Source organism: Paraburkholderia sp. MM6662-R1 (genome assembly GCF_050436245.1).
GTDB classification, from domain to species: domain Bacteria; phylum Pseudomonadota; class Gammaproteobacteria; order Burkholderiales; family Burkholderiaceae; genus Paraburkholderia; species Paraburkholderia tuberum.
The window spans coordinates 1218076-1240198 of sequence record NZ_JBNDLV010000001.1 but is presented as its reverse complement, the minus strand read 5'-3'; the positions used below and the strand labels follow the sequence as shown (position 1 = coordinate 1240198).

The following is a 22123-nucleotide window of genomic DNA, read 5'->3' as shown; positions in this document are numbered from 1 at the left end:
AACCTATGACCGCAATCCAAAACTTCTTCAAGACTTTCTTCCTCACGGAACTGCTGAAAGGCCTCGCGCTGACCGGACGCTACGCGTTCCAGCGCAAGATCACCGTGCAGTTCCCGGAAGAGAAGACCCCGATCTCGCCGCGTTTCCGCGGTCTGCATGCGCTGCGCCGCTATGAAAACGGCGAAGAGCGCTGCATCGCGTGCAAGCTGTGCGAAGCAGTGTGCCCGGCGCTCGCGATCACAATCGAATCGGAAACGCGCGCGGACAACACGCGCCGCACGACGCGCTACGACATCGACCTGACCAAGTGCATCTTCTGCGGTTTCTGCGAAGAAAGCTGCCCGGTCGATTCGATCGTCGAGACGCACATTCTCGAGTATCACGGCGAGAAGCGCGGCGACCTTTACTTCACGAAGGAAATGCTGCTGGCCGTTGGCGATCGTTACGAAGCAGAAATCGCCGCCAACAAGGCAGCCGACGCACCGTATCGTTGAAGCGTTTTCCCGCTTGCAGCAAATGCGGCAGTAAAAGCAGTAACACGGCCTGCTGTCGGGCCGACCGCCGCGGCCTGAACGCCGCGGCACGGTGCACCTGTGTGGCGGTTCTGGCGGTTTCGTCCGCTTTTGCCAGCCACGGGTGCCAAAGAACAATGCCTGACGATGGCCTAACGATGAACCGGTAATCATGGAATTCACGACCGTACTGTTCTACATCTTCGCGCTGCTCCTGGTGGTTTCAGGGCTGAAGGTGATCACCTCGCGCAACCCGGTGTCGTCCGCACTGTTTCTCGTGCTGGCGTTCTTCAACGCAGCGGCGATCTGGATGCTGCTGGAGGCCGAGTTCCTCGCGATCCTGCTGGTGCTGGTCTACGTCGGCGCGGTGATGGTGCTGTTCCTGTTCGTCGTGATGATGCTGGACGTCAATCTCGACGTGCTGCGCAAGGACTTCAAACGCTTCGTGCCGATGGCCTCGGCGGTGGGCGCGATCATCGTGATCGAAACCGCGCTGATCCTGTGGCACGGCTACGGCGCGACCACCACGGCGCTGCACGACACGGCCGCGGCCGCCGCTGGCATGGGCGACTGGTCGAACACGCGCCTGATCGGCAAGGTCATCTATACCGACTACATCTTCGCGTTCGAAATTGCCGGCCTGATCCTGCTAGTTGCCATCATCGCGGCGATCGCGCTGACCACGAGCCACAAGAAGGACAGCAAGCGTCAGAACGTCAGCGCACAGGTCAAGGTGCGCGTGCAGGACCGCGTGCGCGTTGTGAAGATGCCGTCAGAGAAAACCGCGGCGACCCTCGCTGCGGAACAAGCGGCTGCCGCGGCAGCTGCAGCAGCAGCCGACTCGGCGCCGGCCAAGAACAGCTGAGCGGACAGGAGATAGAAATCATGTTGACCCTTGCCCATTACCTTGTCCTCGGCGCGATCCTGTTTGCGATCAGCATCGTCGGCATTTTCCTGAACCGCCGCAACGTCATCATCATCCTGATGGCGATCGAACTGATGCTGCTCGCGGTGAACACCAATTTCATCGCGTTCTCGCACTACCTGGGCGACGTGCATGGCCAGATTTTCGTCTTCTTCGTGCTGACGGTTGCGGCAGCCGAAGCGGCGATCGGTCTCGCAATTCTGGTGACCCTGTTCCGTAGTCTCGACACGATCAATGTCGAGGATCTCGATCAGCTCAAAGGTTAATTTCAGGAAAAGCGGTTATGTCCACGATACTCAATGAAAACCTGCTGTTGGCAATTCCGCTGGCACCGCTCGCTGGTTCCCTGATTGCGGGGCTGTTCGGCAAGGCGATAGGGCGGGCGGGTGCGCATTCGGTCACGATCCTCGGCGTCGCGATTTCGTTCATCCTGTCGGTCATGGTCTTTTTCCAGGTGATGGACGGCGCGAGCTTCAACGCGACCATTTATCAATGGATGTCAATCGGCAAGACCCAGCTCGAAGTCGGTTTCCTGGTCGACTCGCTGACCGCGATGATGATCTGCGTGGTGAACTTCGTGTCGCTGATGGTGCATATCTACACGATCGGCTACATGGCCGACGACGACGGCTACCAGCGCTTCTTCTCGTACATCTCGCTGTTCACGTTCTCGATGCTGATGCTCGTGATGAGCAACAACTTCCTGCAGCTGTTCTTCGGCTGGGAAGCGGTGGGTCTCATGTCGTACCTGCTGATCGGCTTCTACTTCAAGCGTGAGAGTGCGATCTACGCGAACATGAAGGCGTTCATCGTGAATCGCGTCGGCGACTTCGGTTTCCTGCTCGGCATCGGTTTGCTGTTCGCGTTCGCCGGCTCGATGAACTACGGCGAAGTCTTCGCGAAGCGTACCGAACTCGCGGCGCTGAACTTCCCGGGTACCGACTGGGGCCTGCTGACGGTGGCTTGCATCTGCCTGTTCATCGGCGCGATGGGTAAGTCGGCTCAGTTCCCGCTGCACGTGTGGCTGCCGGACTCGATGGAAGGCCCGACGCCGATCTCCGCGCTGATTCACGCGGCGACCATGGTGACGGCCGGTATCTTCATGGTCACGCGCATGTCGCCGCTCTTCGAACTGTCGGATACGGCGCTGTCGTTCGTCATGGTTATCGGTGCGATTACCGCGCTGTTCATGGGTTTCCTCGGGATCGTCCAGAACGACATCAAGCGTGTGATCGCTTATTCCACGCTGTCGCAGCTCGGTTACATGACGGTCGCGCTCGGCGCGTCGGCATATTCGGTCGCCGTGTTTCACCTGATGACGCACGCGTTCTTCAAGGCGCTGCTGTTCCTCGGCGCGGGTTCGGTGATCATCGGCATGCATCACGATCAGGACATGCGCAACATGGGCGGCCTGCGCAAGTACATGCCGATTACGTGGATCACGTCGCTGATCGGTTCGCTCGCGCTGATCGGCACGCCGTTCTTCTCGGGCTTCTACTCGAAAGACTCGATCATCGACGCGGTGAAACTGTCGCATCTGCCGGGCTCGGGTTTCGCATACTTCGCGGTGGTCGCAAGCGTGTTCGTGACCGCGTTGTATTCGTTCCGTATGTATTTCATGGTGTTCCACGGTGAGGAGCGCTTCCGCAATCCGAAGCACCCGGAATCGCCGATGGGCGCGGAGGCCGAGTCGCATGGGCATGACGCGCACGGCCACGACGACCATGGTCATGGTCACGACGACCACGCTCACGAGCCGCACGAAACGCCGTGGGTCGTGTGGGTGCCGCTCGTGCTGCTGGCGATTCCGTCGGTCGTGATCGGCGCGATCGGCGTCGGTCCGATGCTGTTCGGCGACTTCTTCCAGCACGGCGTCGCGTTCGACAAGGTGATCTACATCGGCGAGAACCATCCGGCGCTGCATGAGATGACCGAAGAATTCCACGGCTGGGCGTCGATGGGTCTGCACTCGGTGTCGGGCCTGCCTGTTTGGCTCGCGCTCGCAGGCGTGGTGGTCGCATGGTTTCTGTATCTGGTCCGTCCGGATCTGCCCGCTGTCGTCAAGCGCGCATTCGGCCCGATCTACACGTTGCTCGATAACAAGTACTACATGGACAAGATCAACGAAGTCGTGTTTGCGCGAGGCGCGGTGGCCATTGGCCGGGGTCTGTGGAAGGAAGGCGACGTGGTCGTGATCGACGGCATCGTCAACGGCAGCGCACGCTTTATCGGCTGGTTCGCGAGCGTGATCCGCTTCCTCCAATCCGGCTACATCTACCACTACGCGTTCGCCATGATCATCGGCATGCTGGGGCTCCTGACCCTGTTCGTAACGCTCGGCGGCAAATAAAGGCGAGGGACACCCATGCACGCTTATCCGATTCTGAGCATCGCGATCTGGTTGCCGATCTTCTTCGGTCTGCTGGTCCTCGCGATCGGCAACGACGAGAACCCCGCCCCCGCGCGCTGGATTTCGCTGATCGGCTCGGTTCTGAGCTTCCTCGTCACGCTGCCACTGATCACCAGCTTCGATTCGAGCACCGCCGAGTTGCAGTTCGTCGAGCAGGCGAACTGGATCGAGCGCTTCCACATCACGTATCACCTCGGCGTGGACGGCATTTCGATGTGGTTCGTTGCGTTGACCGCGTTGATCACGGTGATCGTCGTGATCGCGGCGTGGGAAGTGATCACGAAGAACGTCGGCCAGTACCTCGCGGCCTTCCTGATCCTGTCGGGCATCATGGTCGGCGTGTTCAGCGCGGCCGACGGCCTGTTGTTCTACGTGTTCTTCGAAGCGACACTGATCCCGATGTACATCATCATCGGCGTGTGGGGCGGGGCGAACCGCGTGTACGCGGCATTCAAGTTCTTCCTGTACACGCTGGCGGGCTCGCTGCTGATGCTGGTTGCGCTGATCTATCTGTACAACCAGACCGGCTCGTTCGACATCGCCACGTGGCAGCACGCGCAGATAGCGATGACGCCGCAGGTGCTACTGTTTATCGCGTTTTTCCTGGCCTTCGCGGTGAAGGTGCCGATGTGGCCGGTGCACACGTGGTTGCCGGACGCGCACGTGGAAGCGCCGACCGGCGGCTCGGTCGTGCTGGCCGCGATCATGCTGAAGCTCGGTGCGTACGGTTTCCTGCGCTTCTCGCTGCCGATCACGCCTGATGCGAGCCATTTCCTCGCACCGGTCGTCATCACGCTGTCGCTGATCGCGGTGATCTACATCGGTCTCGTCGCGATGGTGCAGGCCGACATGAAGAAACTGGTCGCGTATTCGTCGATCGCGCACATGGGCTTTGTCACGCTCGGCTTCTTTATCTTCAATCAGCTCGGCGCGGAAGGCGCGATCGTGCAGATGATCTCGCACGGTTTCGTGTCGGGCGCGATGTTCCTGTGCATCGGCGTACTGTACGACCGCATGCACTCGCGTCAGATCGCCGATTACGGCGGCGTCGTCAACGTGATGCCGAAGTTCGCGGCGTTCGTCATGCTGTTCGCGATGGCGAATTGCGGCTTGCCGGGCACTTCTGGTTTCGTCGGCGAATTCATGGTGATTCTGGCTTCCGTCCAGTACAACTTCTGGATCGCGAGTGGCGCGGCAGTCACGCTGATTCTCGGCGCGGCCTACACGCTGTGGATGTACAAGCGTGTGTACTTCGGCGCGGTCGCGAACGACCATGTGAAGAACCTGCTCGACATCGACCGTCGCGAATTTTTCATGCTGGCTGTGCTCGCCGCACTGACGCTGTTCATGGGCCTGTACCCGAAGCCCTTTACCGATGTGATGCACGTATCCGTGGAAAACCTCCTCTCCCACGTTGCCCAATCGAAGCTGCCGTTGCCTCAGTAACGACGAGCGGAGGAATTTAAGACCATGCAAAACGCCCCTATGACTGCTCTGTTGCCCGACGCACTGGTGATGTCCGCCATTGTCATCGCGTGGCTCAACGACACGTTCGTCGGCCAGGAGGGTCGCCGTACCACGTATTTCATCGCGTTCTTCTCGACGCTCGTCGCCGGGATCTGGTTCGCGATCAATGCGTTCGACCCGCAAGTGCATTACTTCTTCGATCACATGTACGTGGTCGATCCGTTCGCCAATGTGATGAAGGCAGTGGTGTCGCTCGGCTATGCGGTGACGATCGTTTATTCGCGTCGCTACCTCGAAGACCGTAGCCTGTTCCGCGGCGACTTCTTCCTGCTCGGCATGTTCTCGCTGCTCGGCCAGATCGTGATGATCTCGGGCAATAACTTCCTGACGCTGTATCTCGGTCTGGAACTGATGTCGCTATCGCTGTACGCGGTGATCGCGCTGCGTCGCGAAGTGGCGTCGTCGAACGAAGCGGCGATGAAGTACTACGTGCTCGGCGCGCTGGCTTCCGGCTTCCTGCTATACGGTGTTTCGATGCTGTATGGCGCGACCGGCTCGCTCGACCTGAACGAAGTGTTCAAGGCGATCAGCACGAGCCACTACGATCCGACCGTGCTGCTGTTCGGCGTCATCTTCATCGTGGCGGGCGTGGCGTTCAAGATGGGTGCGGTGCCGTTCCATATGTGGGTGCCTGACGTGTACCAGGGCGCACCGACGGCGATGACGCTCATCGTCGGCGGCGGCCCGAAGGTCGCGGCGTTCGCGTGGGGTCTGCGTTTCCTCGTGATGGGCCTGCTGCCGCTGGCGGTCGAATGGCAGCAGATGCTGGTGATTCTGGCGGCGCTGTCGTTGATCGTCGGCAACATCACCGGGATCGTGCAGCGCAACGTCAAGCGGATGCTCGCGTATTCGGCGATCTCGAACATGGGCTTCGTGCTGCTCGGCCTGCTCGCCGGCGTGGTCGACCAGAAGACCACGGGCGCCGCGAACGCGTACGGCTCGGCGATGTTCTACAGCATCGTCTACCTGATCACGACGCTCGGCACCTTCGGCGTCATCATGCTGCTCGCGCGCCGCGACTTCGAAGCGGACACGCTGGAGGACTTCAAGGGCCTCAATCAGCGCAGCGCGGTATTCGCGTTCGTGATGATGATCATGATGTTCTCGCTCGCGGGTATTCCGCCGGCAGTCGGCTTCTATGCGAAGCTCGCCGTGCTGCAAGCGACGATGAACGCCGGCCTGACCTGGCTCACTGTGCTCGCCGTGATCACGTCGCTGTTCGGCGCGTTCTACTACCTGCGTATCGTCAAGCTGATGTACTTCGACGAGCCGCAAGACAAGTCGCCGATCGTGGCGGACACGAGCACGCGCGCGTTGCTCGCGTTGAACGGCGTCGCCGTGCTGGTGCTCGGTATCGTGCCGGATCCGCTGTTGCGCGCCTGCTTGCAGGCGATCCAGCACACGCTACTGCTCTGATGTCCGCTGCGGGCTGGTTTATCGTGCTGTTGGCGCTGGTCGGCGCCAACCTGCCGTTCCTGAATCAGCGCCTCTTCGCCGCGGTGCCGTTGAAAGCGGCGAAGAAAAGCGCCTGGCTCCGGATTGCCGAATTGATCGTGCTGTATTTCGTGGTCGGCGCGCTGGGCTTTTTGCTCGAAGCGCGCGCGGGAAATCGCTTCGAGCAGGGCTGGCAGTTCTACGCGATCACGTTCGCGCTGTTCGTCGTGTTCGCTTTCCCCGGCTTTACCTTCCAATATCTCGTCAAACGCCGCTGACGGCGTCCCGCCGTCGCGCGCGCCTGGCTTGTTCTGAGGTCCGCACATGGCTGAGCTTCCCAATCACGACGCCGCGCTAACCGAGACTTGTATCGACAGCAAGACGGTCCATCAAGGACCGTTCATGACGGTCAAGTACGATACGGTCCGACTGCCCGACGGCAAACAGGCAACGCGCGAATACGTTCAGCATCCGGGCGCCGTCATGGTGATCCCCTTGTTCGACGACGCTCGCGTGCTGCTCGAAAGTCAGTATCGCTATCCGATGGGCAAGGTGATGGTCGAATATCCGGCCGGCAAGCTCGACCCGAACGAGGGCGCGCTGGCCTGCGCGGTCCGGGAACTGCGCGAGGAAACCGGCTATACCGCGCGCGAGTACGTGTACCTGACTCGGATTCACCCGATCATTTCTTACTCGACCGAATTCATTGATATCTATCTCGCGCGGGGCTTGACCGCGGGTGAGCGCAACCTCGATGAAGGCGAGTTTCTCGAACTTTTCACCGCGACCGTGGAGCAGGTATCCGAGTGGGTGCGCACGGGCAAGATCACCGATGTGAAGACGATCATCGGTACCTTCTGGCTCGAGAAAGTGCTGTCGGGTACGTGGCCGACCGAGGCGCCCGAAACGGTATAAGTTCGCGTCTGCCCGGTAGCTGATCCGCGTTGCAGGTGAACGGAGCCCCTGTTGGTCGATGACCGGCAGGGGCTTTTCATTGGCTTCGCGGTTTCTTTCTGGCTCGAAAAATAAGCCGTCTCCTATGCCATCTGGCTAGCTCGTCGTGGCGCCGGCGGCCGGCTAATATGAACCTCTCGATCACCGAATTCGTCGTCGATTCTGTTTTGGATGACTGAGGTTAAAGATCGCAGTGATCTCATTTCTGCTCCAGCACAGGTTGTCAATTGACAACCTGTGCTGGAGCGACTAAATTGGAGGTCTCGATGGTTCGAGCAAGGCACATGAAGAAAGAGATCGAGGCCGCATTGGCATACGCGGAGCAGCACGGCTGGCGCGTTCAGGACGGCGGAAGAGGTCATGCGTGGGGAAAAATCCATTGCCCGTACAGAGACGCCGAATGTCGTTGCGGGGAGTTCTGTATATCGAGCGTCTGGAGTACGCCGAAGAATGCCGGCAATCACGCCAGGCACTTGCGGCGCATCGTCGGCAACTGCACGGCACTGCGCTAGTGGGTTCGTAGGTATCACGCAGGTATCAAGCAGGTATCAAGCAGGAATCGCAACAACCTGGGCTCAACGAAGACAGGAGTAACGTATGGAATATGTGTTCACGTTGAAATACCGCCTCGCCGCGGAAGAATGCGATGCAGACGCAATCGTCGAGCGGTTGGGCGAAGCGGGGTGCGACGACGCCACGATTGGCGTCGGGCAACCCGGCCGCCTCGGGCTGCTTTTCACCCGTGAAGGCGCGAGCGCGCTCGCGGCTGTCACCAGCGCGCTCAAGGACGTGAAAGGTGCGGTGCCGTCCGCGCGGCTGGTCGAGGCGGGACCTGACTTCGTAGGGCTGACCGACGTGGCCGAGGTGGCCGGCGTGTCGCGGCAAAACATGCGCAAGCTGATGCTGAACAACGCAATCGACTTCCCGTCACCGGTCCACGAAGGCAGTGCGTCGGTCTGGCATCTGGCGGACGTGCTCGAATGGCTGACCGCGCGCGGCGGGTACGAGATTGAGGTCGGTGTGGCGGATGTCGCAAAACTCGCGAAGCAGATCAATCTGACGAAGGAGGCCCGGCAGATTGAACCGCGTGTGAGCCGTCAACTGAGCAATCTCGTGGCGTAGCAGTGCGCCGCAAGCGGGCCGTAGAGCGGAGCAGATGTGGCACCGCTTACTAGCCGGGCCGCCTTCGGCAGCACCTGCCGTAAAGCGTTAAAATCGCCCACCCGCGTCATATTCCCTTGCGGCCGCTGACGCTTGCGCGTCGACTCTAAAGCTTTGCGAACGATCGTTCACAAATTTCCATTTTGCGCTAAACTGGCACGCAAGCCCTGATTCCACATGAAGGTCCTCGATTTACAGTGTCCGCATGGCCATCGGTTTGAAGGCTGGTTCGCTTCGACCGATGACTTCGAGTCGCAGCAGTCCCGCAAGCTCGTCGAATGTCCGATCTGCGGCGCGAACGAGGTGAGCCGTTTGCCTTCGGCACCGCGTCTGAATCTGTCGGGCGCGACCGACTCCAAGGCGCCGGCGGGCGTGGAGCAAATGCAGGCGCACCTGATGCGCGCGCTGCGCGAGGTACTGGAGAAGACGGAGAACGTGGGCGACCGCTTCGCCGAGGAAGCACGACGCATTCACTACAACGAAGCGCCTGTGCGCAGTATTCGCGGTGTCACGACACCGGAGGATGCGCGTGCCTTGGTCGAGGAAGGCATCGAAGTGATGCCGCTGCCGGTCCCAGCTGCGCTGAAGGAACCACTGCAATAGCGCGGTGGCTCCAGGCGGCCGGGCGGTGGCGGCCAGGAGACACTACGCATGAATCTGGACTATTCCCCCGCTGAAGACGCGTTCCGCGCCGACATCCGCGCCTGGCTCGAAGCAAATCTGCCTCGCGAGCTGAGCGACAAGGTTCTCAATCACAAACGGCTTTCCCGCGAAGACTTCGCAAGCTGGCACAGGCTGCTCGGCACGCGAGGCTGGTCGGCAGTCGCGTGGCCGCGCGAATACGGCGGCCCCGGCTGGGACGCGACGCAACGACATATCTGGGAAGAAGAGTGCGCGCGTATCGGCGCACCTTCCGTGCTGCCTTTCGGTGTGTCGATGGTTGCGCCGGTGCTGATGAAGTACGGTAACGAGGCGCAGAAGCGCCACTATCTGCCGCGTATCCTCGACGGCACGGACTGGTGGTGTCAGGGCTACTCGGAACCGGGATCGGGCTCCGACCTTGCGTCGCTGCGCACCCGCGCGGAGCGCGTCGGTGATCATTACGTGGTCAACGGCCAGAAGACCTGGACCACGCTCGGCCAGCACGCCGACATGATGTTCTGCCTCGTTCGCACCGACAGCGGCGCCAAAAAGCAGGAGGGCATCTCGTTCCTGCTGATCGATATGAAAACCCCGGGCATCACGGTGCGGCCCATCATCACGCTCGACGAAGATCACGAAGTCAACGAGGTGTTCTTCGAGGACGTCAAAGTGCCGGTCGACAATCTCGTCGGCGAAGAAAATCGCGGCTGGACGTACGCGAAATATCTGCTCGGCCACGAGCGTACCGGCATTGCGCGAGTCGGAGCGTCGAAGCGTGAGCTGGCGTTTCTGAAGCGTGTCGCGCTGAATCAGAAAAAGAACGGCAAGCCGCTGCTGCACGATCCGGTATTTGCGGCGAAGGTAGCGAGTCTCGAAATCGAGTTGATGGCGCTGGAAGTCACCGTGCAACGGGTGGTAGCCAACGAGGCGGGCGGTCGCGGCCCGGGCCCGGAAGCGTCGATGCTGAAGATCAAGGGCACGGAAGTGCAACAGGGGCTCACCGAGCTGATGTTCGAAGCAATCGGCCCGCTGGCCGCGCCGTTCGACGTGCCGTTCCTCGAAGGCGAACGCGAGCACAGTCTTGCCGGCGACGACGATGCCGCGCCGCTTGCCGCGTACTACTTCAACTTCCGCAAGACGTCGATTTACGGCGGCTCGAACGAAATTCAAAAGAACATCATCGCGCAGATGATTCTCGGACTTTGAGGGGGGCGCATGGACTTCACTTTCAACGACGAACAACAGCAATTTGCCGATGCGCTGCGCCGCTATCTCGACAGGAGCTACGGCTTCGAAGCGCGCCAGCAGATCGTGCGCTCGGAGGCGGGCGTATCGGCTGTGCACTGGGCCGCGTTCACCGAACTGGGGCTGACCGCGTTGCCGGTGCCCGAAACGCAGGGCGGCTTCAACGGTGGTCCGCTCGACATGCTCGTGGTCATGCAGGAGCTCGGCCGCGCGCTCGTCGTCGAGCCGTTTTGGGCGACCGCGGTCGGCATCGAAGCGCTGCGCCTTGCCGGCACCGGCGACGGCGAAGATGCCGTGCTGCTCGAACGGGCGGCCCGGGGCGAAGCGAGGCTGGCCGTGGCGTTTCACGAGCCGCATGCGCGCTACGATCTGTTCGACGTCGCGACGACCGCGAACGGGCAGGGTGCGCAGCACGCGCTGAGCGGCACCAAATCGGTCGTGCTGCACGGCGCGCAGGCAGACCACTGGATCGTGCCGGCGCGCCTCGATGGCGAGATCGCACTCTTTGTCGTCGCGCGTGACGCGGCCGGCGTCACGCTCACCGAGTACCGCACGATCGACGGTCAACGCGCCGCGACGCTCGAATTCAATGGCACGCCCGCGCGCCGGCTCGCCGGCGAACACGGGGGGGCGGCAACCCTCGAGCAGATCGCCGACTACGGCACGCTGCTGCTGTGCGCGGAAGCGCTCGGCGCGCTCGACGCGCTCAATCACGCCACCGTCGAGTACACCAAAACGCGCCAGCAGTTCGGCCAGCCGATCGCGCGTTTCCAGGCGTTGCAGCATCGCATGGTCGAGATGCTGATCCACGCGGAGCAGGCGCGCTCGATCACGTATCTGGCTGCGATGCGCTACGCGAGTGAAGACGCGAACGAGCGCCGTCGAGCGATCTCCGCGGCAAAAGTTCGGGTCGGCCAGGCCGCGCGTTTCGTTGGTCAACAGGCGGTGCAGTTGCACGGCGGCATGGGTGTCACGAACGAAGTGGCGGCCGCGCATCTGTTCAAGCGCCTCGCGATCATCGAGACCACGCTTGGCGACGTCGATCATCATCTCGCGCGGTTTGCCACGCTGCCCGGATTTGCGGTCGCCGAAGACTGATCGGGCCGTTCCACCGGACAAAGGAGGTGCACGATGAAAATCAGTTTCGAAGACATGGAAGTGGGCTCGAGCCGCGAAATCGGCAAGCACATGTTCACGCGCGAGGAGATTGTCGAGTTCGCGCAGAAGTTCGATCCGCAACCGTTTCATCTCGACGAAGCCGCCGCGGCCGAATCGCCATTCCGCGGCCTCGTCGCGAGTGGTTGGCACACCTGCTCGGTAATGATGGGCATGCTCGTGCGCAAGGTACTGGCGGATTCGACATCGATGGGTTCGCCCGGGATCGACGAGATCCGCTGGCTCAAGCCGGTACGAGTCGGCGACACGATCACGATGATGAACGTCATCGTCGACAAGCGCGTGTCGCAGAGCAAGCCGGATCGCGGCATCGTGTCGACACGCTGGGAGGGCATCAATCAGCACGGCGAAACGGTGATCACCGTGCGCTCGAACGGCATGTTCGGCCTGCGCAATCCGGGAGCGGCGGCATGACGGCGAGCGCGGCGACGCTAGTCGCTTTCGACAATGCGGGTGCTTTGCGCGCGCTCATCGGCGCCGAGCCGCTCGTCAGCGAATGGCTGAGCGTCGATCAGGAGAGGGTCAACCGTTTCGCCGAGGCAACCGGCGATCATCAGTGGATTCACATCGATCCCGAGCGGGCCAAACGCGAATCGCCGTTTGGCGGCCCGGTCGCGCATGGGTTTTTGACGCTGTCGCTGATTCCGGCTTTGCTCGGCAAAACGGTGAAGATCGAGCAGCGCATGGGAGTCAACTATGGCTTGAACCGCGTGCGTTTCATGTCGCCGGTACTCGTGGGGTCGTCGCTGCGCGGGAAGTTCGCCGTCGAGTCGGTGACCGACGTCGACAACAGCGGCGTGCAACTCGCGTGGAACGTGATGCTGGAGCGTCAGGGCAGCAAACGACCGGTGTGCGTCGCGGAGTTCATCACGCGGCATTATTTCTAGCGTTTTCCCTTCGCAGACGAAATGAAAAAGCGCGAGCCGGCAGGCATGCCGCTCGCGCTTTCTGTTTGTATCGAGCCGCGTCAGCGAGACGGCCGAAACTAGTGTTTCGCGTACTGCGTCGCGCCAAACAGGATCTCTTTCGCCTTGTCGTCCATCAGCGGCGCGCGCGCCGACGCCAGCACGTCGACGCCGCGCACCACCGCCGGCCGCGCAGCGATCTCTTCATGCCAGCGTTTCACGTTCGGCAACGTATCGAGCTCGATGCCCTGGTTTTTCCACGAACGGGTCCACGGAAACGCGGCGATGTCCGCGATCGTATAGTCGTTGCCGGCCAGGTAACGCGTCTTGCCGAGTTGCGTGTCCATCACGCCGTACAGACGTCGCGCCTCATTGGTGTAGCGATTGACCGCGTATTCGATCTGCTCGGGTGCATACACGCGGAAGTGATGCGTTTGCCCCAGCATCGGACCGAGGCCGCCCATCTGGAACATCAGCCATTGCAGTGCCGCGTAGCGCGCGGCCGGATCGCTCGGTAGAAACTTGCCGGTTTTCTCGGCCAGATAAATCAGGATCGCGCCCGATTCGAATAGCGCGAAAGGCCGGCCGTCGGCGCCTTTCGGACCTTCGGAATCGACGATCGCGGGAATCTTGTTGTTGGGACTGATGGCGAGAAATTCCGGCTTGAACTGGTCGCCGGCACCGATGTTCACGGCATGCACGTTGTAGGGTAGGCCCGTTTCCTCGAGCATGATATGAATCTTGTGGCCGTTCGGGGTCGCCCAGCTATAGACGTCGATCATCCTGGCTCCTTTGTTCGTCGAAGCGGCGCCGCAAAGAGGGCGCCGCCGTTGCCGAAAATTAGAGCATAGATCGCGCGACGCTGCTTGCCGCGGGCTCAGTCCCCACGCTCACACCGAGCCGAAGCACTCAAACGCGTGTGACCGGCATCTCAACGCGAGCCGCCGCGCCCGCATCCATATGACGCGCAAGTTCGAGCTTGGCGATCGCGTTGCGATGCACTTCGTCGGGGCCGTCGGCGAAACGCAGCGTGCGCGCCGACGCATAGGCATACGCGAGCGGAAAATCGTCGCTGACGCCGCCGCCGCCATGCGCCTGAATTGCCCAGTCGATCACCTGACACGCCATGTTCGGCGCGACCACCTTGATCATCGCGATCTCGCCGCGCGCGCCCTTGTTGCCGACGGTATCCATCATGTACGCGGTCTTCAGCGTGAGCAGACGCGCCTGCTCGATCATGCAGCGCGCCTCGGCGAGACGCTCCTGCGTGACCCCTTGCGACGCCACCGGCTTGCCGAACGCGACACGTTGCAGCGAGCGCTTCGCCATCAATTCGAGCGCGCGTTCGGCGAGACCGATCAGGCGCATGCAGTGGTGGATGCGTCCCGGGCCGAGACGGCCTTGCGCGATCTCGAAGCCGCGGCCTTCGCCGAGCAGCATGCTGGTAGCGGGCACGCGCACGTTGTCGAGTGTGATCTCCATGTGGCCGTGCGGCGCGTCGTCGTAACCGAACACCGTGAGCGGGCGATGCACGGTGATGCCGGTGGCGTCGGCGGGCACGAGGATCATCGACTGCTGCTGATGGCGCGGCGCGTCGGGATCGGTCTTGCCCATCACGATATAGACCTTGCAGCGCGGATCGCCCGCGCCCGACGACCACCACTTGTGACCGTTGATCACGTAATGGTCGCCATCGCGCACGATGCTGGTCTGGATGTTCGTCGCATCCGACGACGCGACCTCTGGCTCCGTCATCAGAAACGCCGAACGGATCTGTCCTTGCAGCAGCGGTTCGAGCCACTCGCGCTTGTTCTCTTCGCTGCCGTAGCGCTCGATCGTCTCCATGTTGCCGGTGTCCGGCGCGTTGCAGTTGAACACTTCCGGCGCCCACGGCACGCGGCCCATGATCTCGCACAGCGGCGCATATTCGAGATTCGTCAGGCCCGCGCCGCGCTCCGATTGCGGTAGGAACAGATTCCATAGACCGGCGTCGCGCGCCTTCTGCTTGAGTTGCTCGACCAGTTCGGTCGGCACCCATGCGTTGCCGTTCTGGCGGTTGCGCGCGATCTCCGCATAGAACGCCTGTTCGTTCGGGTAAATGTGCTCGTCGAAAAAGGCGAGCAGCTTTTCGCGCAACGCCTGGACCTTCGGGGTGTAATCGAAATTCATCTTGGACCTCGCGGGTAACGGACTGCGAATGATGGGGAGCAGGGCGCGCCCTTGTGTCTAGAGAACCTTCTGCGCATAGCGCCAGGCGAGTTCGGCCATCGGCTTCGCGCGCCGGCCGGCGTCGAGCGCCTGCGCGTTCGATGCGGTACCGTCGACGACGCGCTTCATGATCCCTTGCAGGATCGCTGCGATGCGGAACATGTTGTAGGCCAGATAGAAATTCCAGTCGCCACGAATCTCGAAACCGGTGCGTTTGCAATAGCGCTCGACGTACCGCGCTTCATCGGGAATGCCGAGCGCGGCCCAATCGAGTCCCGCGATGCCGCGGAACTGCGTGGGGTCGACATGCCACGCCATGCAGTGGTAAGCAAAGTCGGCAAGCGGATCGCCGAGCGTCGACAGTTCCCAGTCGAGCACCGCGAGCACGCGCGGCTCGTTGCGATCGAAAATCAGATTGTCGAGCCGGTAGTCGCCATGCACGACCGACACGCGCTCGTTCGTTTCGGCCGGCATATGCTGCGGCAGCCATTCGATCAGCCGGTGCATCGCGTCGATCGGCTCGGTCTCGGACGCCAGATACTGCTTGCTCCAGCGGCCGATCTGGCGCGCGAAGTAATTGCCTGGCTTACCGTAGTCGGCGAGGCCGGCGGTGGCGGCGTCGACACTGTGCAACGCCGCGATCACGCGATTCATTTCGTCGTAGATCGCCGCACGCTCGGTGGGCGTCATGCCGGGCAGCGATTGATCCCACAGCACGCGACCTTCCACGAACTCCATCACGTAGAACGCGCGACCGATCACGCTTTCGTCCTCGCACAGCGCGAGCATGCGTGCGACCGGCACGTCGGTGTCGGCGAGCGCGTGCATCACGCGGTATTCGCGTTCGATCGCATGCGCGGACGGCAGCAGCTTCGCCGCGGGTCCGGGCTTCGCGCGCATCACGTACGCGCGCGACGGCGTGATCAGCTTGAACGTGGGATTGGATTGTCCGCCCGCGAATTGCTCGAGCGTGAGCGGCCCCTCGAATCCGCCGACATGTCCGGCCAGCCACGCGGCGAGCGCGTCGTTGTCGAAGCGTTGCCGCTCGTTGACCGGGCGGGTGCCCTCGAAAGCCGAGTAGTCCTGTCTGCGTGCGGGTTCGCCGGTCTGCGTGGCTTGCGCCATGTGTCTCCTCCAGTTCGGTGTCAGCTACGCTGGTATCGGATGAACTGTGCGTAGAGCATTTCCATCGTGGTGTTGCGAACGTCGCGATGCAACGGCGACGGCGGTGAATAGTTGAGCATGCGCAGCACCCAGTCGCGCGGCGCGGCGCCGACGTCGAGCGCATTGATGCAGCCGGTCGCCTGCGCCAGATGACCGAAGAACGTGCGGCCGCCGGCCGTCAGCGCGTGCGACAGGATCGCGCGATTGACGCCGCCGTGCAGCACCAGCAACGCGGTGTCCCACGACGTGTCTTCGCGCAGCGCCGTGACGGCCGGCAGAACGCGATCGAACAGCTCGCCGATCGTTTCGCCGTCGAGAAAGCGCATGCTCTCCGGCACGATGCCGTCGAACACGCCGAGAAACGCGGCCTCGATATCGCTCGGCGGAATGCCGCCGAGCCGTCCGCCGCGAATTTCTCGCCACGCGGGCTCGATTTCGGGCTCGATCTGCTGACCCGTTTCGGCAAGCACGCACCGCGCGGTTTCCATCGTGCGCGGCAAGCCGCTGACGATCACGCGGTCAAAGCGCACCTGCTGTTCGGCGAACACGCGGCCCGCCGCGCTCGCCTGCTCGCGGCCGTTCGCGTTCAGCGGCACGGTTTCAGGATCGATCGCGCGGCCGGAGTCGTCGAAGTAGGTGACGTCGCCGTGACGCATCAGGAAGATGCGGCGCCGTTTCGGCAGTTGGTAGTCGGGCATGTCGGGCGGCTCTCTCGTCGTTCATTTGTAGATCGGTGCGCGTTTTTCGAGGAACGCGGTGATGCCTTCGAGACCGTCGCGATGATGCAGCGACGCGACGAAGTTATCGCGCTCGGCGACCAGATGATCCGCGAGCGGCTGCGTACCGGCCGCGGCGATCAGCCCCTTGATGCGCGCGACCGAATTGGGCGAAATCGCGCCGAGCTCGTCGGCCCAGGCGAGCGCGTTATCGAGCGCGGTGCCGGCTTTGGTGAGCCGGTTGACGACGCCGAGTTCGTGCAGACGCGCGGCGCCGATCGGCTTGGCTTCGATCAGTACCTCGGTGGCCAGCTGGCGCGGCAGCGCCTCTGCGAGAAACCACGAGCCGCCGCCGTCGGGCGTCAGACCGACGCGCGCGTAGGACATCGCGAATTTGGCGTTGTCCGCGGCGACGATCAGATCGCAGGCGAGCGCGAGCGAAAATCCGGCGCCTGCCGCCGCGCCTTCCACCGCGGCAATGACCGGCTTCGACGATAGCCGCAGTGCCGAAATCCATTGAGCGAGCATGTCGATGCTATCGGCTTGCACGGAGGGATCTTTGGCGCGATTTTCGAGCAGGCGGTTCAGGTTGCCGCCCGCGCAAAAGAAGTTATCGGCGCCGGTGATCACGACGGCGCGAATCGACGGATCGCGCTCGACGGTATCGAATGCCTCGATGCCCGCGGCGTACATGTCCGGATGCAGCGCGTTGCGCGCACCGGGGTTCGACAGCGTGAGGACCAGCGTGGATTCGCTGCTGGCCGGGCGTGAAGCGAGCAGGGCGGCGCTCATGATTGGGTCTCCGTTGGGATGTCGGCGGCGTCGCGCTGCGTGAGCGCGAGGCCGAGTTGCGCGCGTCTTGCGAGCCATGGCGACGGACGGTAGCGCGGCTCGCCGAGCACGCTGTGCATGTTGCGCAGGATCGTGAGAATGGTGGTGGCGCCGAGCGCGTCGCCGAGCGCGAGCGGTCCGCGCGGATAGCCGAGGCCGAGCATGACGGCGAGGTCGATGTCCTCCGGCGTCGCGATCTGCTTCTGCGCGATGTCGCAGCCGATGTTGACGATCGTCGCGACCACCCGCTGCGCGACGAAGCCGGTCGAATCGCGGATCACGGTGACCGGGATGCCGTCGGCGGCGAACAGCGCATGCGCGCTATCGCGCGCGGCGCGTGTCGTGGCCGGTGTGGTCATCAGCGTGCGGCGTTGCGCGCTGAGGAGCGGGAACAGTGCGTCGACGGCGACGACGCGGCTCGCGTCGAGCGCTTCGTCGACCGCGGCCGTGGTCGCGTCGTGGCCAAACGGCGTGACGACGATCAGCGAACCGGCGGCGGGCGTCGCGCCTTCGTCGAGCTTTACGCCCGCTTTGCCGACCAGTTGCACGACGGCCTCGTACGCGTCGCGGTAGCGTTGGCTGACCCACACGCTTTGCGGCAGCGTGGTCGGCGCGGGCGCTTCGGCGGCAACCTGCTGCTTGCCGTCCACGTAGCGATAGAAACCTTCGCCACTCTTGCGGCCGAGCAGTCCGCCCGATAGCCGCGTGCCCGTGATCGGCGACGGCGTGTAACGCGGTTCTTCGTAGAACTGGTGATAGATCGACTCCATCACCGGATGCGACACGTCGAGCGCGGTCAGGTCCAGCAGCTCGAACGGCCCGAGGCGAAAGCCGGCCTGCTCGCGCATGATGCGGTCGATGTCCGCAAAGCTCGCGACGCCTTCGCCCGCCACACGCAAGCCCTCGGTATTCATGCCGCGGCCCGCGTGATTGACGATGAAACCCGGCATGTCCTTCGCGCGCACCGGCGTGTGGCCCATGCGGCGCGCGAGATCCATCAGCGCGTCGCCGGCTTCGGGGTCGCTGCGCAGGCCGTCGATCACTTCGACGACCTTCATCAGTGGCACCGGATTGAAGAAGTGATAGCCGACCACGCGCGACGGATCGGTGCAGCCCGCGGCAATCGCGGTGATCGACAGCGACGACGTATTCGACGCGAGGATGCAGCGGCCGCTGACCACGGTTTCGAGCTCGCGAAACAGCGCCTGCTTCACCTCGAGCTTTTCGACGATCGCCTCGATGACGAGATCGCAGCCGACCAGCTCGCTGATCGTCTGCACGCCGCTCACGTTGACGAGCGCGGCGAGCGAGCGCGACTGCTCCAGCTTGCCTTTGGCCGTCAATTTGGCGAAAGTCTCCGCGAGATAGTCGCGCGCGGCGCCGACGGCGGCCGCGTGGGTGTCGTAGAGCCGCACGCGCAGGCCCGCGAGCGCCGCGATTTGCGCGATACCGCGGCCCATCGCGCCGGTGCCGACGATGCCGATGGTTGCGATGCTGAAATTGCGAGAGTTCATTGTGATGCCCGACTCCATGGTTATTTTAGAATAGCACGATCGTGCAATTTCTTGGATGATTCGATGGAAAGCCGCTGCTTCAACCTCGACGCGCGGTCTCACACACCATGACACAAGGAGACACCCCATGATCAAGCTGTGCGGTTTTGCGCTGTCCAACTACTACAACAAGGTCAAGTTCGTGCTGCTCGAACATGGCATCGAGTTCGAGGAGCAGTTCGTGAAGCCGAGTCAGGAGGAAGCGCTGCTCGAGCATTCGCCGCTCGGCAAGGTGCCATATCTGCAGACCGAGCACGGCGACCTCTGCGAGTCGCAGTGCATCGTCGAATATCTGGCTGCGCGTTTTCCCGACAAGCGGATCTTCTCCGCCGATCCGTGGCAGGCCGCCAAGGAACGCGAAATGATCTTTTTCGTCGATGTACATCTCGAGCTGACAGTGCGCAATCTGTACAAGGAAGCGTTTTTCGGCGGCACGGTCAGCGACGCGACGAAAGGGCGCGTCGAGAAGCTGCTCACGCATCACATCGCCGGTTTCAAACGGATCGCGAAGTTCTCGCCGTATCTGTGCGGCGAGCAATTCAGCGTGGCGGATACCGCCGGCTACGTGAGCCTGCCGCTCGTCGGTATGGCGACACAGACCATTTACGGCCGCGATCTTCTGCTCGAAGCGGGGATCGACTGGAAGCGCTACGTGAAGACGATCAACCCGCGGCCGGCTGCGCAGCGCGTGACGGAGGATCGCAAGGCCTGTGTCGCGGCATCGCGTGCGTCCTGAGGGAATGAGCGCAGTGCCATGAAGCGCGCATGGGTGCGAAGCGCACACCCGTGCCGCGCAGCGCGATGGCAAGTAACGTGGGTTCGTTCGTGGCATCGCGCAAGGCATCCTAGAGCCGCGCGAGCCGTTCGAGCGCGGTAGCGAGCGTGCCTTCCTGCTTGGCGAAGCAGAAGCGCACCACGCCCGACTCGTGCGCCTCGTGATAGAACGCCGAGACCGGAATCGCCGCGACGCCGATTTCGCCGGTCAGCCATTGCGCGAATTCGGCTTCGGGCAGGTCGCTGATCGCCGAATAGTCGACGCACTGAAAATACGTGCCCGTGCACGGTAGCAGCCTGAAGCGCGAATTCGCGAGGCCCGCGTGGAAGAAATCGCGCTTGCGCTGATAGAACGCCGGTAGCTCCACGTACGGCGCCGGGTCTTTCATGTAATCGGCGAGGCCGATCTGCATCGGTGTGTTGACGGTGAACACGTTGAACTGGTGCACCTTGCGGAACTCGGCGGTCAGCGCGGCGGGCGCGGCCACATAGCCGACTTTCCAGCCCGTTACGTGGTAGGTCTTGCCGAAGCTCGACACGACGAAGCTGCGCTGCGCGAGTTGCGGATAACGCGCGACGCTTTCATGCGGCGCGCCGTCGTAGACCATGTGCTCGTACACCTCGTCGGACAGGATCAGCACGTTGGTGCCGCGCACGATCTCCTCGAGCTTGCGCATGTCCTGTTCGCGCCACACGGTGCCGGTCGGATTGTGCGGCGTATTGATCATGATGAGCCGCGTCTTCGGCGTGATCGCGGCGGCGAGCTTGTCGAACGGGATCGCGTAGTCGGGTGCGTCGAGCGTGACGAAGACCGGCTTGCCGCCCGCGAGTTCGATCGACGGCAGATAGCTGTCGTAGGTCGGTTCGATCACGATCACTTCGTCGCCGGGATGGACAGTGCAAAGAATCGCGGTCAGCAACGCCTGTGTGGCGCCCGCGGTCACGGTGATTTCGCTATTGGCGTCGTAGTGGCGGCCGTACAGATTCGCGATCTTGTCCGAAATCGCCTGACGCAGCGGCAGCACACCGGCCATCGGCGGATACTGGTTGTGACCGTTGCGCATCGCGTTCGCGACCGCGTCGACGATGCGCGGATCGCAGGCGAAGTCGGGAAAGCCCTGACCCAGATTCACCGCGCCTTTTTCCGCGGCGAGCGCGCTCATCACGGTGAAAATTGTCGTGCCGACGTTCGGCAGGCGAGACGGAAACGTGGGGCTCGTGGGCGTGTCGTGCGGTGCGTTCATGGCGTCGTGGGTAGCAGGGCGATAAGGTTGGCCGGTTCTCGAACTGTCGTTGCGAAGGGCGAAGCCTGATTGTAGGGAATCGCGACACGCTGTGCGCGCCGTGGGTGTCGCGTTGATCGTCAGAAGCCGCCTGACGATGAACCTTCAACATGCGCTCGGCTCAACGCGCCGCACGGACGGTCGGATTCACGCGTTGACGGGCTCGCCCCCAGCATTCTGCGCGATGCCGATTGCCGCGACGAACGGTGCCGGTTGCGCGATCCTGAAGCCGAAGTCGCGCGCGATCCGTTTCGCGAGCTTCAGCACCGCACGGTCTTTCGACACGAGCCAGTCGGCCTGCGCCGCATGCGCAAGCTCGAGAAACTTCTGATCGTCGCGATCCTTGCATTGGGGCAGCGGCCGCGCGTCGGCGGCGGACTCGGTCGGCTCACACGGCTTGACCAGTTGCGCCAGCCGCGCGACGACCGCGAGCGCAGCGGCTTTGTCGACACTGCGGTGCGCGAACTGCGGATAGTCGAGCACGTAGGCGAGCTCGGCGAGGCAGCGCGCGTCGATCAGCGCGGCGAGCGCGCCGCTTTCGAGCGCGGCGGCGATCGGCCGCGTGTGAGGGTCGTCGAATACGAGTATGTCGATCCAGACATTGGAATCGAGTACGACGCGCAACGCGCCGCTTGAGGCGAGGGAACCGGGCATTCGTTACAATCGGGCTTTCGTCTTTGACCGCCAGGCACGGCGTGCCTGC

At 62.8% G+C, this 22123-nt stretch carries 24 protein-coding genes; 16 read left to right on the top strand and 8 right to left on the bottom strand.

Annotated features, from left to right (window positions below; translation table 11 throughout):
• The first annotated feature begins 5 nt into the window (after positions 1–5).
• The 15 genes from nuoI (at position 6) to OKW39_RS05805 (ending at position 12873) form a co-directional block, all read left to right on the top strand.
• The gene (gene nuoI, locus OKW39_RS05875; RefSeq protein WP_090803773.1) at positions 6–494 is read left to right on the top strand and encodes an NADH-quinone oxidoreductase subunit NuoI; all 489 of its coding nucleotides are present in this window, start codon (positions 6–8) and stop codon (positions 492–494) included.
• A gap of 190 nt (positions 495–684) precedes the next feature.
• Positions 685–1377: an NADH-quinone oxidoreductase subunit J gene (locus OKW39_RS05870; RefSeq protein ID WP_090803774.1), complete on the top strand. Its 693-nt coding sequence runs from the start codon at positions 685–687 to the stop codon at positions 1375–1377.
• 20 nt (positions 1378–1397) lie between these two features.
• Complete coding sequence (gene nuoK / locus OKW39_RS05865; protein ID WP_187610965.1) at positions 1398–1703, top strand: NADH-quinone oxidoreductase subunit NuoK; 306 nt, start codon at positions 1398–1400, stop codon at positions 1701–1703.
• A 17-nt stretch (positions 1704–1720) separates the two neighbouring features.
• Positions 1721–3787, top strand: coding sequence for an NADH-quinone oxidoreductase subunit L (gene nuoL, locus OKW39_RS05860; RefSeq protein ID WP_429336037.1), 2067 nt, complete (start codon positions 1721–1723; stop codon positions 3785–3787).
• A 15-nt stretch (positions 3788–3802) separates the two neighbouring features.
• The gene (locus OKW39_RS05855) at positions 3803–5293 is read left to right on the top strand and encodes an NADH-quinone oxidoreductase subunit M (RefSeq protein ID WP_090803779.1); all 1491 of its coding nucleotides are present in this window, start codon (positions 3803–3805) and stop codon (positions 5291–5293) included.
• A 24-nt stretch (positions 5294–5317) separates the two neighbouring features.
• The gene (gene nuoN, locus OKW39_RS05850) at positions 5318–6790 is read left to right on the top strand and encodes an NADH-quinone oxidoreductase subunit NuoN (protein ID WP_187610963.1); all 1473 of its coding nucleotides are present in this window, start codon (positions 5318–5320) and stop codon (positions 6788–6790) included.
• Entirely contained in the window at positions 6790–7086 is a 297-nt protein-coding gene (locus OKW39_RS05845; protein WP_018420024.1) for a DUF2818 family protein, read from the top strand. Before nuoN ends, OKW39_RS05845 begins: the two co-directional genes overlap by 1 nt.
• 46 nt (positions 7087–7132) lie before the next feature.
• On the top strand, positions 7133–7723 hold the full coding sequence (locus OKW39_RS05840) for an NUDIX domain-containing protein (RefSeq protein WP_090803782.1): 591 nt from the start codon (positions 7133–7135) through the stop codon (positions 7721–7723).
• A gap of 305 nt (positions 7724–8028) precedes the next feature.
• On the top strand, positions 8029–8274 hold the full coding sequence (locus tag OKW39_RS05835; protein ID WP_429562261.1) for a hypothetical protein: 246 nt from the start codon (positions 8029–8031) through the stop codon (positions 8272–8274).
• Between the two features lie 85 nt (positions 8275–8359).
• Positions 8360–8884, top strand: coding sequence for a helix-turn-helix transcriptional regulator (locus OKW39_RS05830; RefSeq protein WP_429336039.1), 525 nt, complete (start codon positions 8360–8362; stop codon positions 8882–8884).
• Between the two features lie 216 nt (positions 8885–9100).
• Entirely contained in the window at positions 9101–9526 is a 426-nt protein-coding gene (locus OKW39_RS05825) for a DUF1178 family protein (RefSeq protein ID WP_184072125.1), read from the top strand.
• Positions 9527–9574: 48 nt separating this feature from the next.
• The gene (locus OKW39_RS05820) at positions 9575–10771 is read left to right on the top strand and encodes an acyl-CoA dehydrogenase family protein (RefSeq protein ID WP_090803787.1); all 1197 of its coding nucleotides are present in this window, start codon (positions 9575–9577) and stop codon (positions 10769–10771) included.
• Between the two features lie 9 nt (positions 10772–10780).
• On the top strand, positions 10781–11908 hold the full coding sequence (locus OKW39_RS05815; RefSeq protein ID WP_429562260.1) for an acyl-CoA dehydrogenase family protein: 1128 nt from the start codon (positions 10781–10783) through the stop codon (positions 11906–11908).
• A 33-nt stretch (positions 11909–11941) separates the two neighbouring features.
• On the top strand, positions 11942–12400 hold the full coding sequence (locus OKW39_RS05810; protein WP_090803790.1) for a MaoC family dehydratase: 459 nt from the start codon (positions 11942–11944) through the stop codon (positions 12398–12400).
• Positions 12397–12873: a MaoC family dehydratase gene (locus OKW39_RS05805; protein ID WP_429361830.1), complete on the top strand. Its 477-nt coding sequence runs from the start codon at positions 12397–12399 to the stop codon at positions 12871–12873. The genes OKW39_RS05810 and OKW39_RS05805 overlap by 4 nt, the downstream gene beginning before the upstream one ends.
• 98 nt (positions 12874–12971) lie before the next feature.
• On the opposite strand, the gene OKW39_RS05800 is transcribed toward OKW39_RS05805, so the two are convergent.
• The 6 genes from OKW39_RS05800 to OKW39_RS05775 all read right to left on the bottom strand — a co-directional run bounded on the left by OKW39_RS05800 (position 12972) and on the right by OKW39_RS05775 (position 19324).
• Positions 12972–13673 (bottom strand): glutathione binding-like protein, encoded by a 702-nt coding sequence (locus tag OKW39_RS05800; protein ID WP_018420032.1) that lies wholly within the window; start codon positions 13671–13673, stop codon positions 12972–12974.
• Between the two features lie 127 nt (positions 13674–13800).
• The gene (locus tag OKW39_RS05795) at positions 13801–15060 is read right to left on the bottom strand and encodes an acyl-CoA dehydrogenase family protein (protein WP_429361829.1); all 1260 of its coding nucleotides are present in this window, start codon (positions 15058–15060) and stop codon (positions 13801–13803) included.
• 57 nt (positions 15061–15117) lie between these two features.
• Positions 15118–16224 (bottom strand): phosphotransferase, encoded by a 1107-nt coding sequence (locus OKW39_RS05790; protein WP_429562259.1) that lies wholly within the window; start codon positions 16222–16224, stop codon positions 15118–15120.
• Positions 16225–16244: 20 nt separating this feature from the next.
• A complete protein-coding gene (locus OKW39_RS05785) occupies positions 16245–16961 on the bottom strand; it encodes a histidine phosphatase family protein (protein ID WP_429562258.1) in 717 nt (238 codons plus the stop codon).
• 21 nt (positions 16962–16982) lie between these two features.
• The gene (locus tag OKW39_RS05780) at positions 16983–17771 is read right to left on the bottom strand and encodes an oxepin-CoA hydrolase, alternative type (protein ID WP_090803799.1); all 789 of its coding nucleotides are present in this window, start codon (positions 17769–17771) and stop codon (positions 16983–16985) included.
• Positions 17768–19324 carry a 3-hydroxyacyl-CoA dehydrogenase gene (locus OKW39_RS05775; protein ID WP_429562257.1) on the bottom strand — a complete coding sequence of 519 codons (1557 nt, stop codon included), beginning with the start codon at positions 19322–19324 and terminating at the stop codon, positions 17768–17770. Before OKW39_RS05775 ends, OKW39_RS05780 begins: the two co-directional genes overlap by 4 nt.
• A gap of 127 nt (positions 19325–19451) precedes the next feature.
• Between OKW39_RS05775 and OKW39_RS05770 the strand changes: the two genes are divergently transcribed.
• Positions 19452–20099, top strand: a complete 648-nt coding sequence (locus tag OKW39_RS05770) for a glutathione S-transferase family protein (protein WP_187610954.1) — start codon at positions 19452–19454, stop codon at positions 20097–20099.
• A gap of 109 nt (positions 20100–20208) precedes the next feature.
• Here the strand turns inward: OKW39_RS05770 and OKW39_RS05765 are convergent, their stop codons facing one another.
• Together OKW39_RS05765 and OKW39_RS05760 are read right to left on the bottom strand one after the other, a co-directional pair.
• Complete coding sequence (locus OKW39_RS05765; RefSeq protein ID WP_429361823.1) at positions 20209–21381, bottom strand: pyridoxal phosphate-dependent aminotransferase; 1173 nt, start codon at positions 21379–21381, stop codon at positions 20209–20211.
• A 186-nt stretch (positions 21382–21567) separates the two neighbouring features.
• Complete coding sequence (locus OKW39_RS05760; RefSeq protein WP_429361822.1) at positions 21568–22074, bottom strand: putative toxin-antitoxin system toxin component, PIN family; 507 nt, start codon at positions 22072–22074, stop codon at positions 21568–21570.
• Between the last annotated feature and the right edge of the window lie 49 nt (positions 22075–22123).

What these genes read in the sequence shown, in the direction of transcription:
- OKW39_RS05810 (WP_090803790.1), top strand. Translation starts at nt 11,942, where the DNA reads ATGAAAATCAGTTTCGAAGACATGGAAGTGGGCTCGAGCCGCGAAATC.
- OKW39_RS05800 (WP_018420032.1), bottom strand. Translation starts at nt 13,673, where the DNA reads ATGATCGACGTCTATAGCTGGGCGACCCCGAACGGCCACAAGATTCAT.
- OKW39_RS05760 (WP_429361822.1), bottom strand. Translation starts at nt 22,074, where the DNA reads ATGCCCGGTTCCCTCGCCTCAAGCGGCGCGTTGCGCGTCGTACTCGAT.
- OKW39_RS05855 (WP_090803779.1), top strand. Translation starts at nt 3,803, where the DNA reads ATGCACGCTTATCCGATTCTGAGCATCGCGATCTGGTTGCCGATCTTC.
- nuoI (WP_090803773.1), top strand. Translation starts at nt 6, where the DNA reads ATGACCGCAATCCAAAACTTCTTCAAGACTTTCTTCCTCACGGAACTG.
- OKW39_RS05775 (WP_429562257.1), bottom strand. Translation starts at nt 19,324, where the DNA reads ATGAACTCTCGCAATTTCAGCATCGCAACCATCGGCATCGTCGGCACC.
- OKW39_RS05770 (WP_187610954.1), top strand. Translation starts at nt 19,452, where the DNA reads ATGATCAAGCTGTGCGGTTTTGCGCTGTCCAACTACTACAACAAGGTC.
- OKW39_RS05815 (WP_429562260.1), top strand. Translation starts at nt 10,781, where the DNA reads ATGGACTTCACTTTCAACGACGAACAACAGCAATTTGCCGATGCGCTG.
- OKW39_RS05845 (WP_018420024.1), top strand. Translation starts at nt 6,790, where the DNA reads ATGTCCGCTGCGGGCTGGTTTATCGTGCTGTTGGCGCTGGTCGGCGCC.
- OKW39_RS05765 (WP_429361823.1), bottom strand. Translation starts at nt 21,381, where the DNA reads ATGAACGCACCGCACGACACGCCCACGAGCCCCACGTTTCCGTCTCGC.
- OKW39_RS05780 (WP_090803799.1), bottom strand. Translation starts at nt 17,771, where the DNA reads ATGAGCGCCGCCCTGCTCGCTTCACGCCCGGCCAGCAGCGAATCCACG.
- OKW39_RS05830 (WP_429336039.1), top strand. Translation starts at nt 8,360, where the DNA reads ATGGAATATGTGTTCACGTTGAAATACCGCCTCGCCGCGGAAGAATGC.
- OKW39_RS05840 (WP_090803782.1), top strand. Translation starts at nt 7,133, where the DNA reads ATGGCTGAGCTTCCCAATCACGACGCCGCGCTAACCGAGACTTGTATC.
- nuoK (WP_187610965.1), top strand. Translation starts at nt 1,398, where the DNA reads ATGTTGACCCTTGCCCATTACCTTGTCCTCGGCGCGATCCTGTTTGCG.
- OKW39_RS05785 (WP_429562258.1), bottom strand. Translation starts at nt 16,961, where the DNA reads ATGCCCGACTACCAACTGCCGAAACGGCGCCGCATCTTCCTGATGCGT.
- nuoL (WP_429336037.1), top strand. Translation starts at nt 1,721, where the DNA reads ATGTCCACGATACTCAATGAAAACCTGCTGTTGGCAATTCCGCTGGCA.
- OKW39_RS05825 (WP_184072125.1), top strand. Translation starts at nt 9,101, where the DNA reads ATGAAGGTCCTCGATTTACAGTGTCCGCATGGCCATCGGTTTGAAGGC.
- OKW39_RS05870 (WP_090803774.1), top strand. Translation starts at nt 685, where the DNA reads ATGGAATTCACGACCGTACTGTTCTACATCTTCGCGCTGCTCCTGGTG.
- OKW39_RS05820 (WP_090803787.1), top strand. Translation starts at nt 9,575, where the DNA reads ATGAATCTGGACTATTCCCCCGCTGAAGACGCGTTCCGCGCCGACATC.
- OKW39_RS05805 (WP_429361830.1), top strand. Translation starts at nt 12,397, where the DNA reads ATGACGGCGAGCGCGGCGACGCTAGTCGCTTTCGACAATGCGGGTGCT.
- OKW39_RS05790 (WP_429562259.1), bottom strand. Translation starts at nt 16,224, where the DNA reads ATGGCGCAAGCCACGCAGACCGGCGAACCCGCACGCAGACAGGACTAC.
- nuoN (WP_187610963.1), top strand. Translation starts at nt 5,318, where the DNA reads ATGCAAAACGCCCCTATGACTGCTCTGTTGCCCGACGCACTGGTGATG.
- OKW39_RS05795 (WP_429361829.1), bottom strand. Translation starts at nt 15,060, where the DNA reads ATGAATTTCGATTACACCCCGAAGGTCCAGGCGTTGCGCGAAAAGCTG.
- OKW39_RS05835 (WP_429562261.1), top strand. Translation starts at nt 8,029, where the DNA reads ATGGTTCGAGCAAGGCACATGAAGAAAGAGATCGAGGCCGCATTGGCA.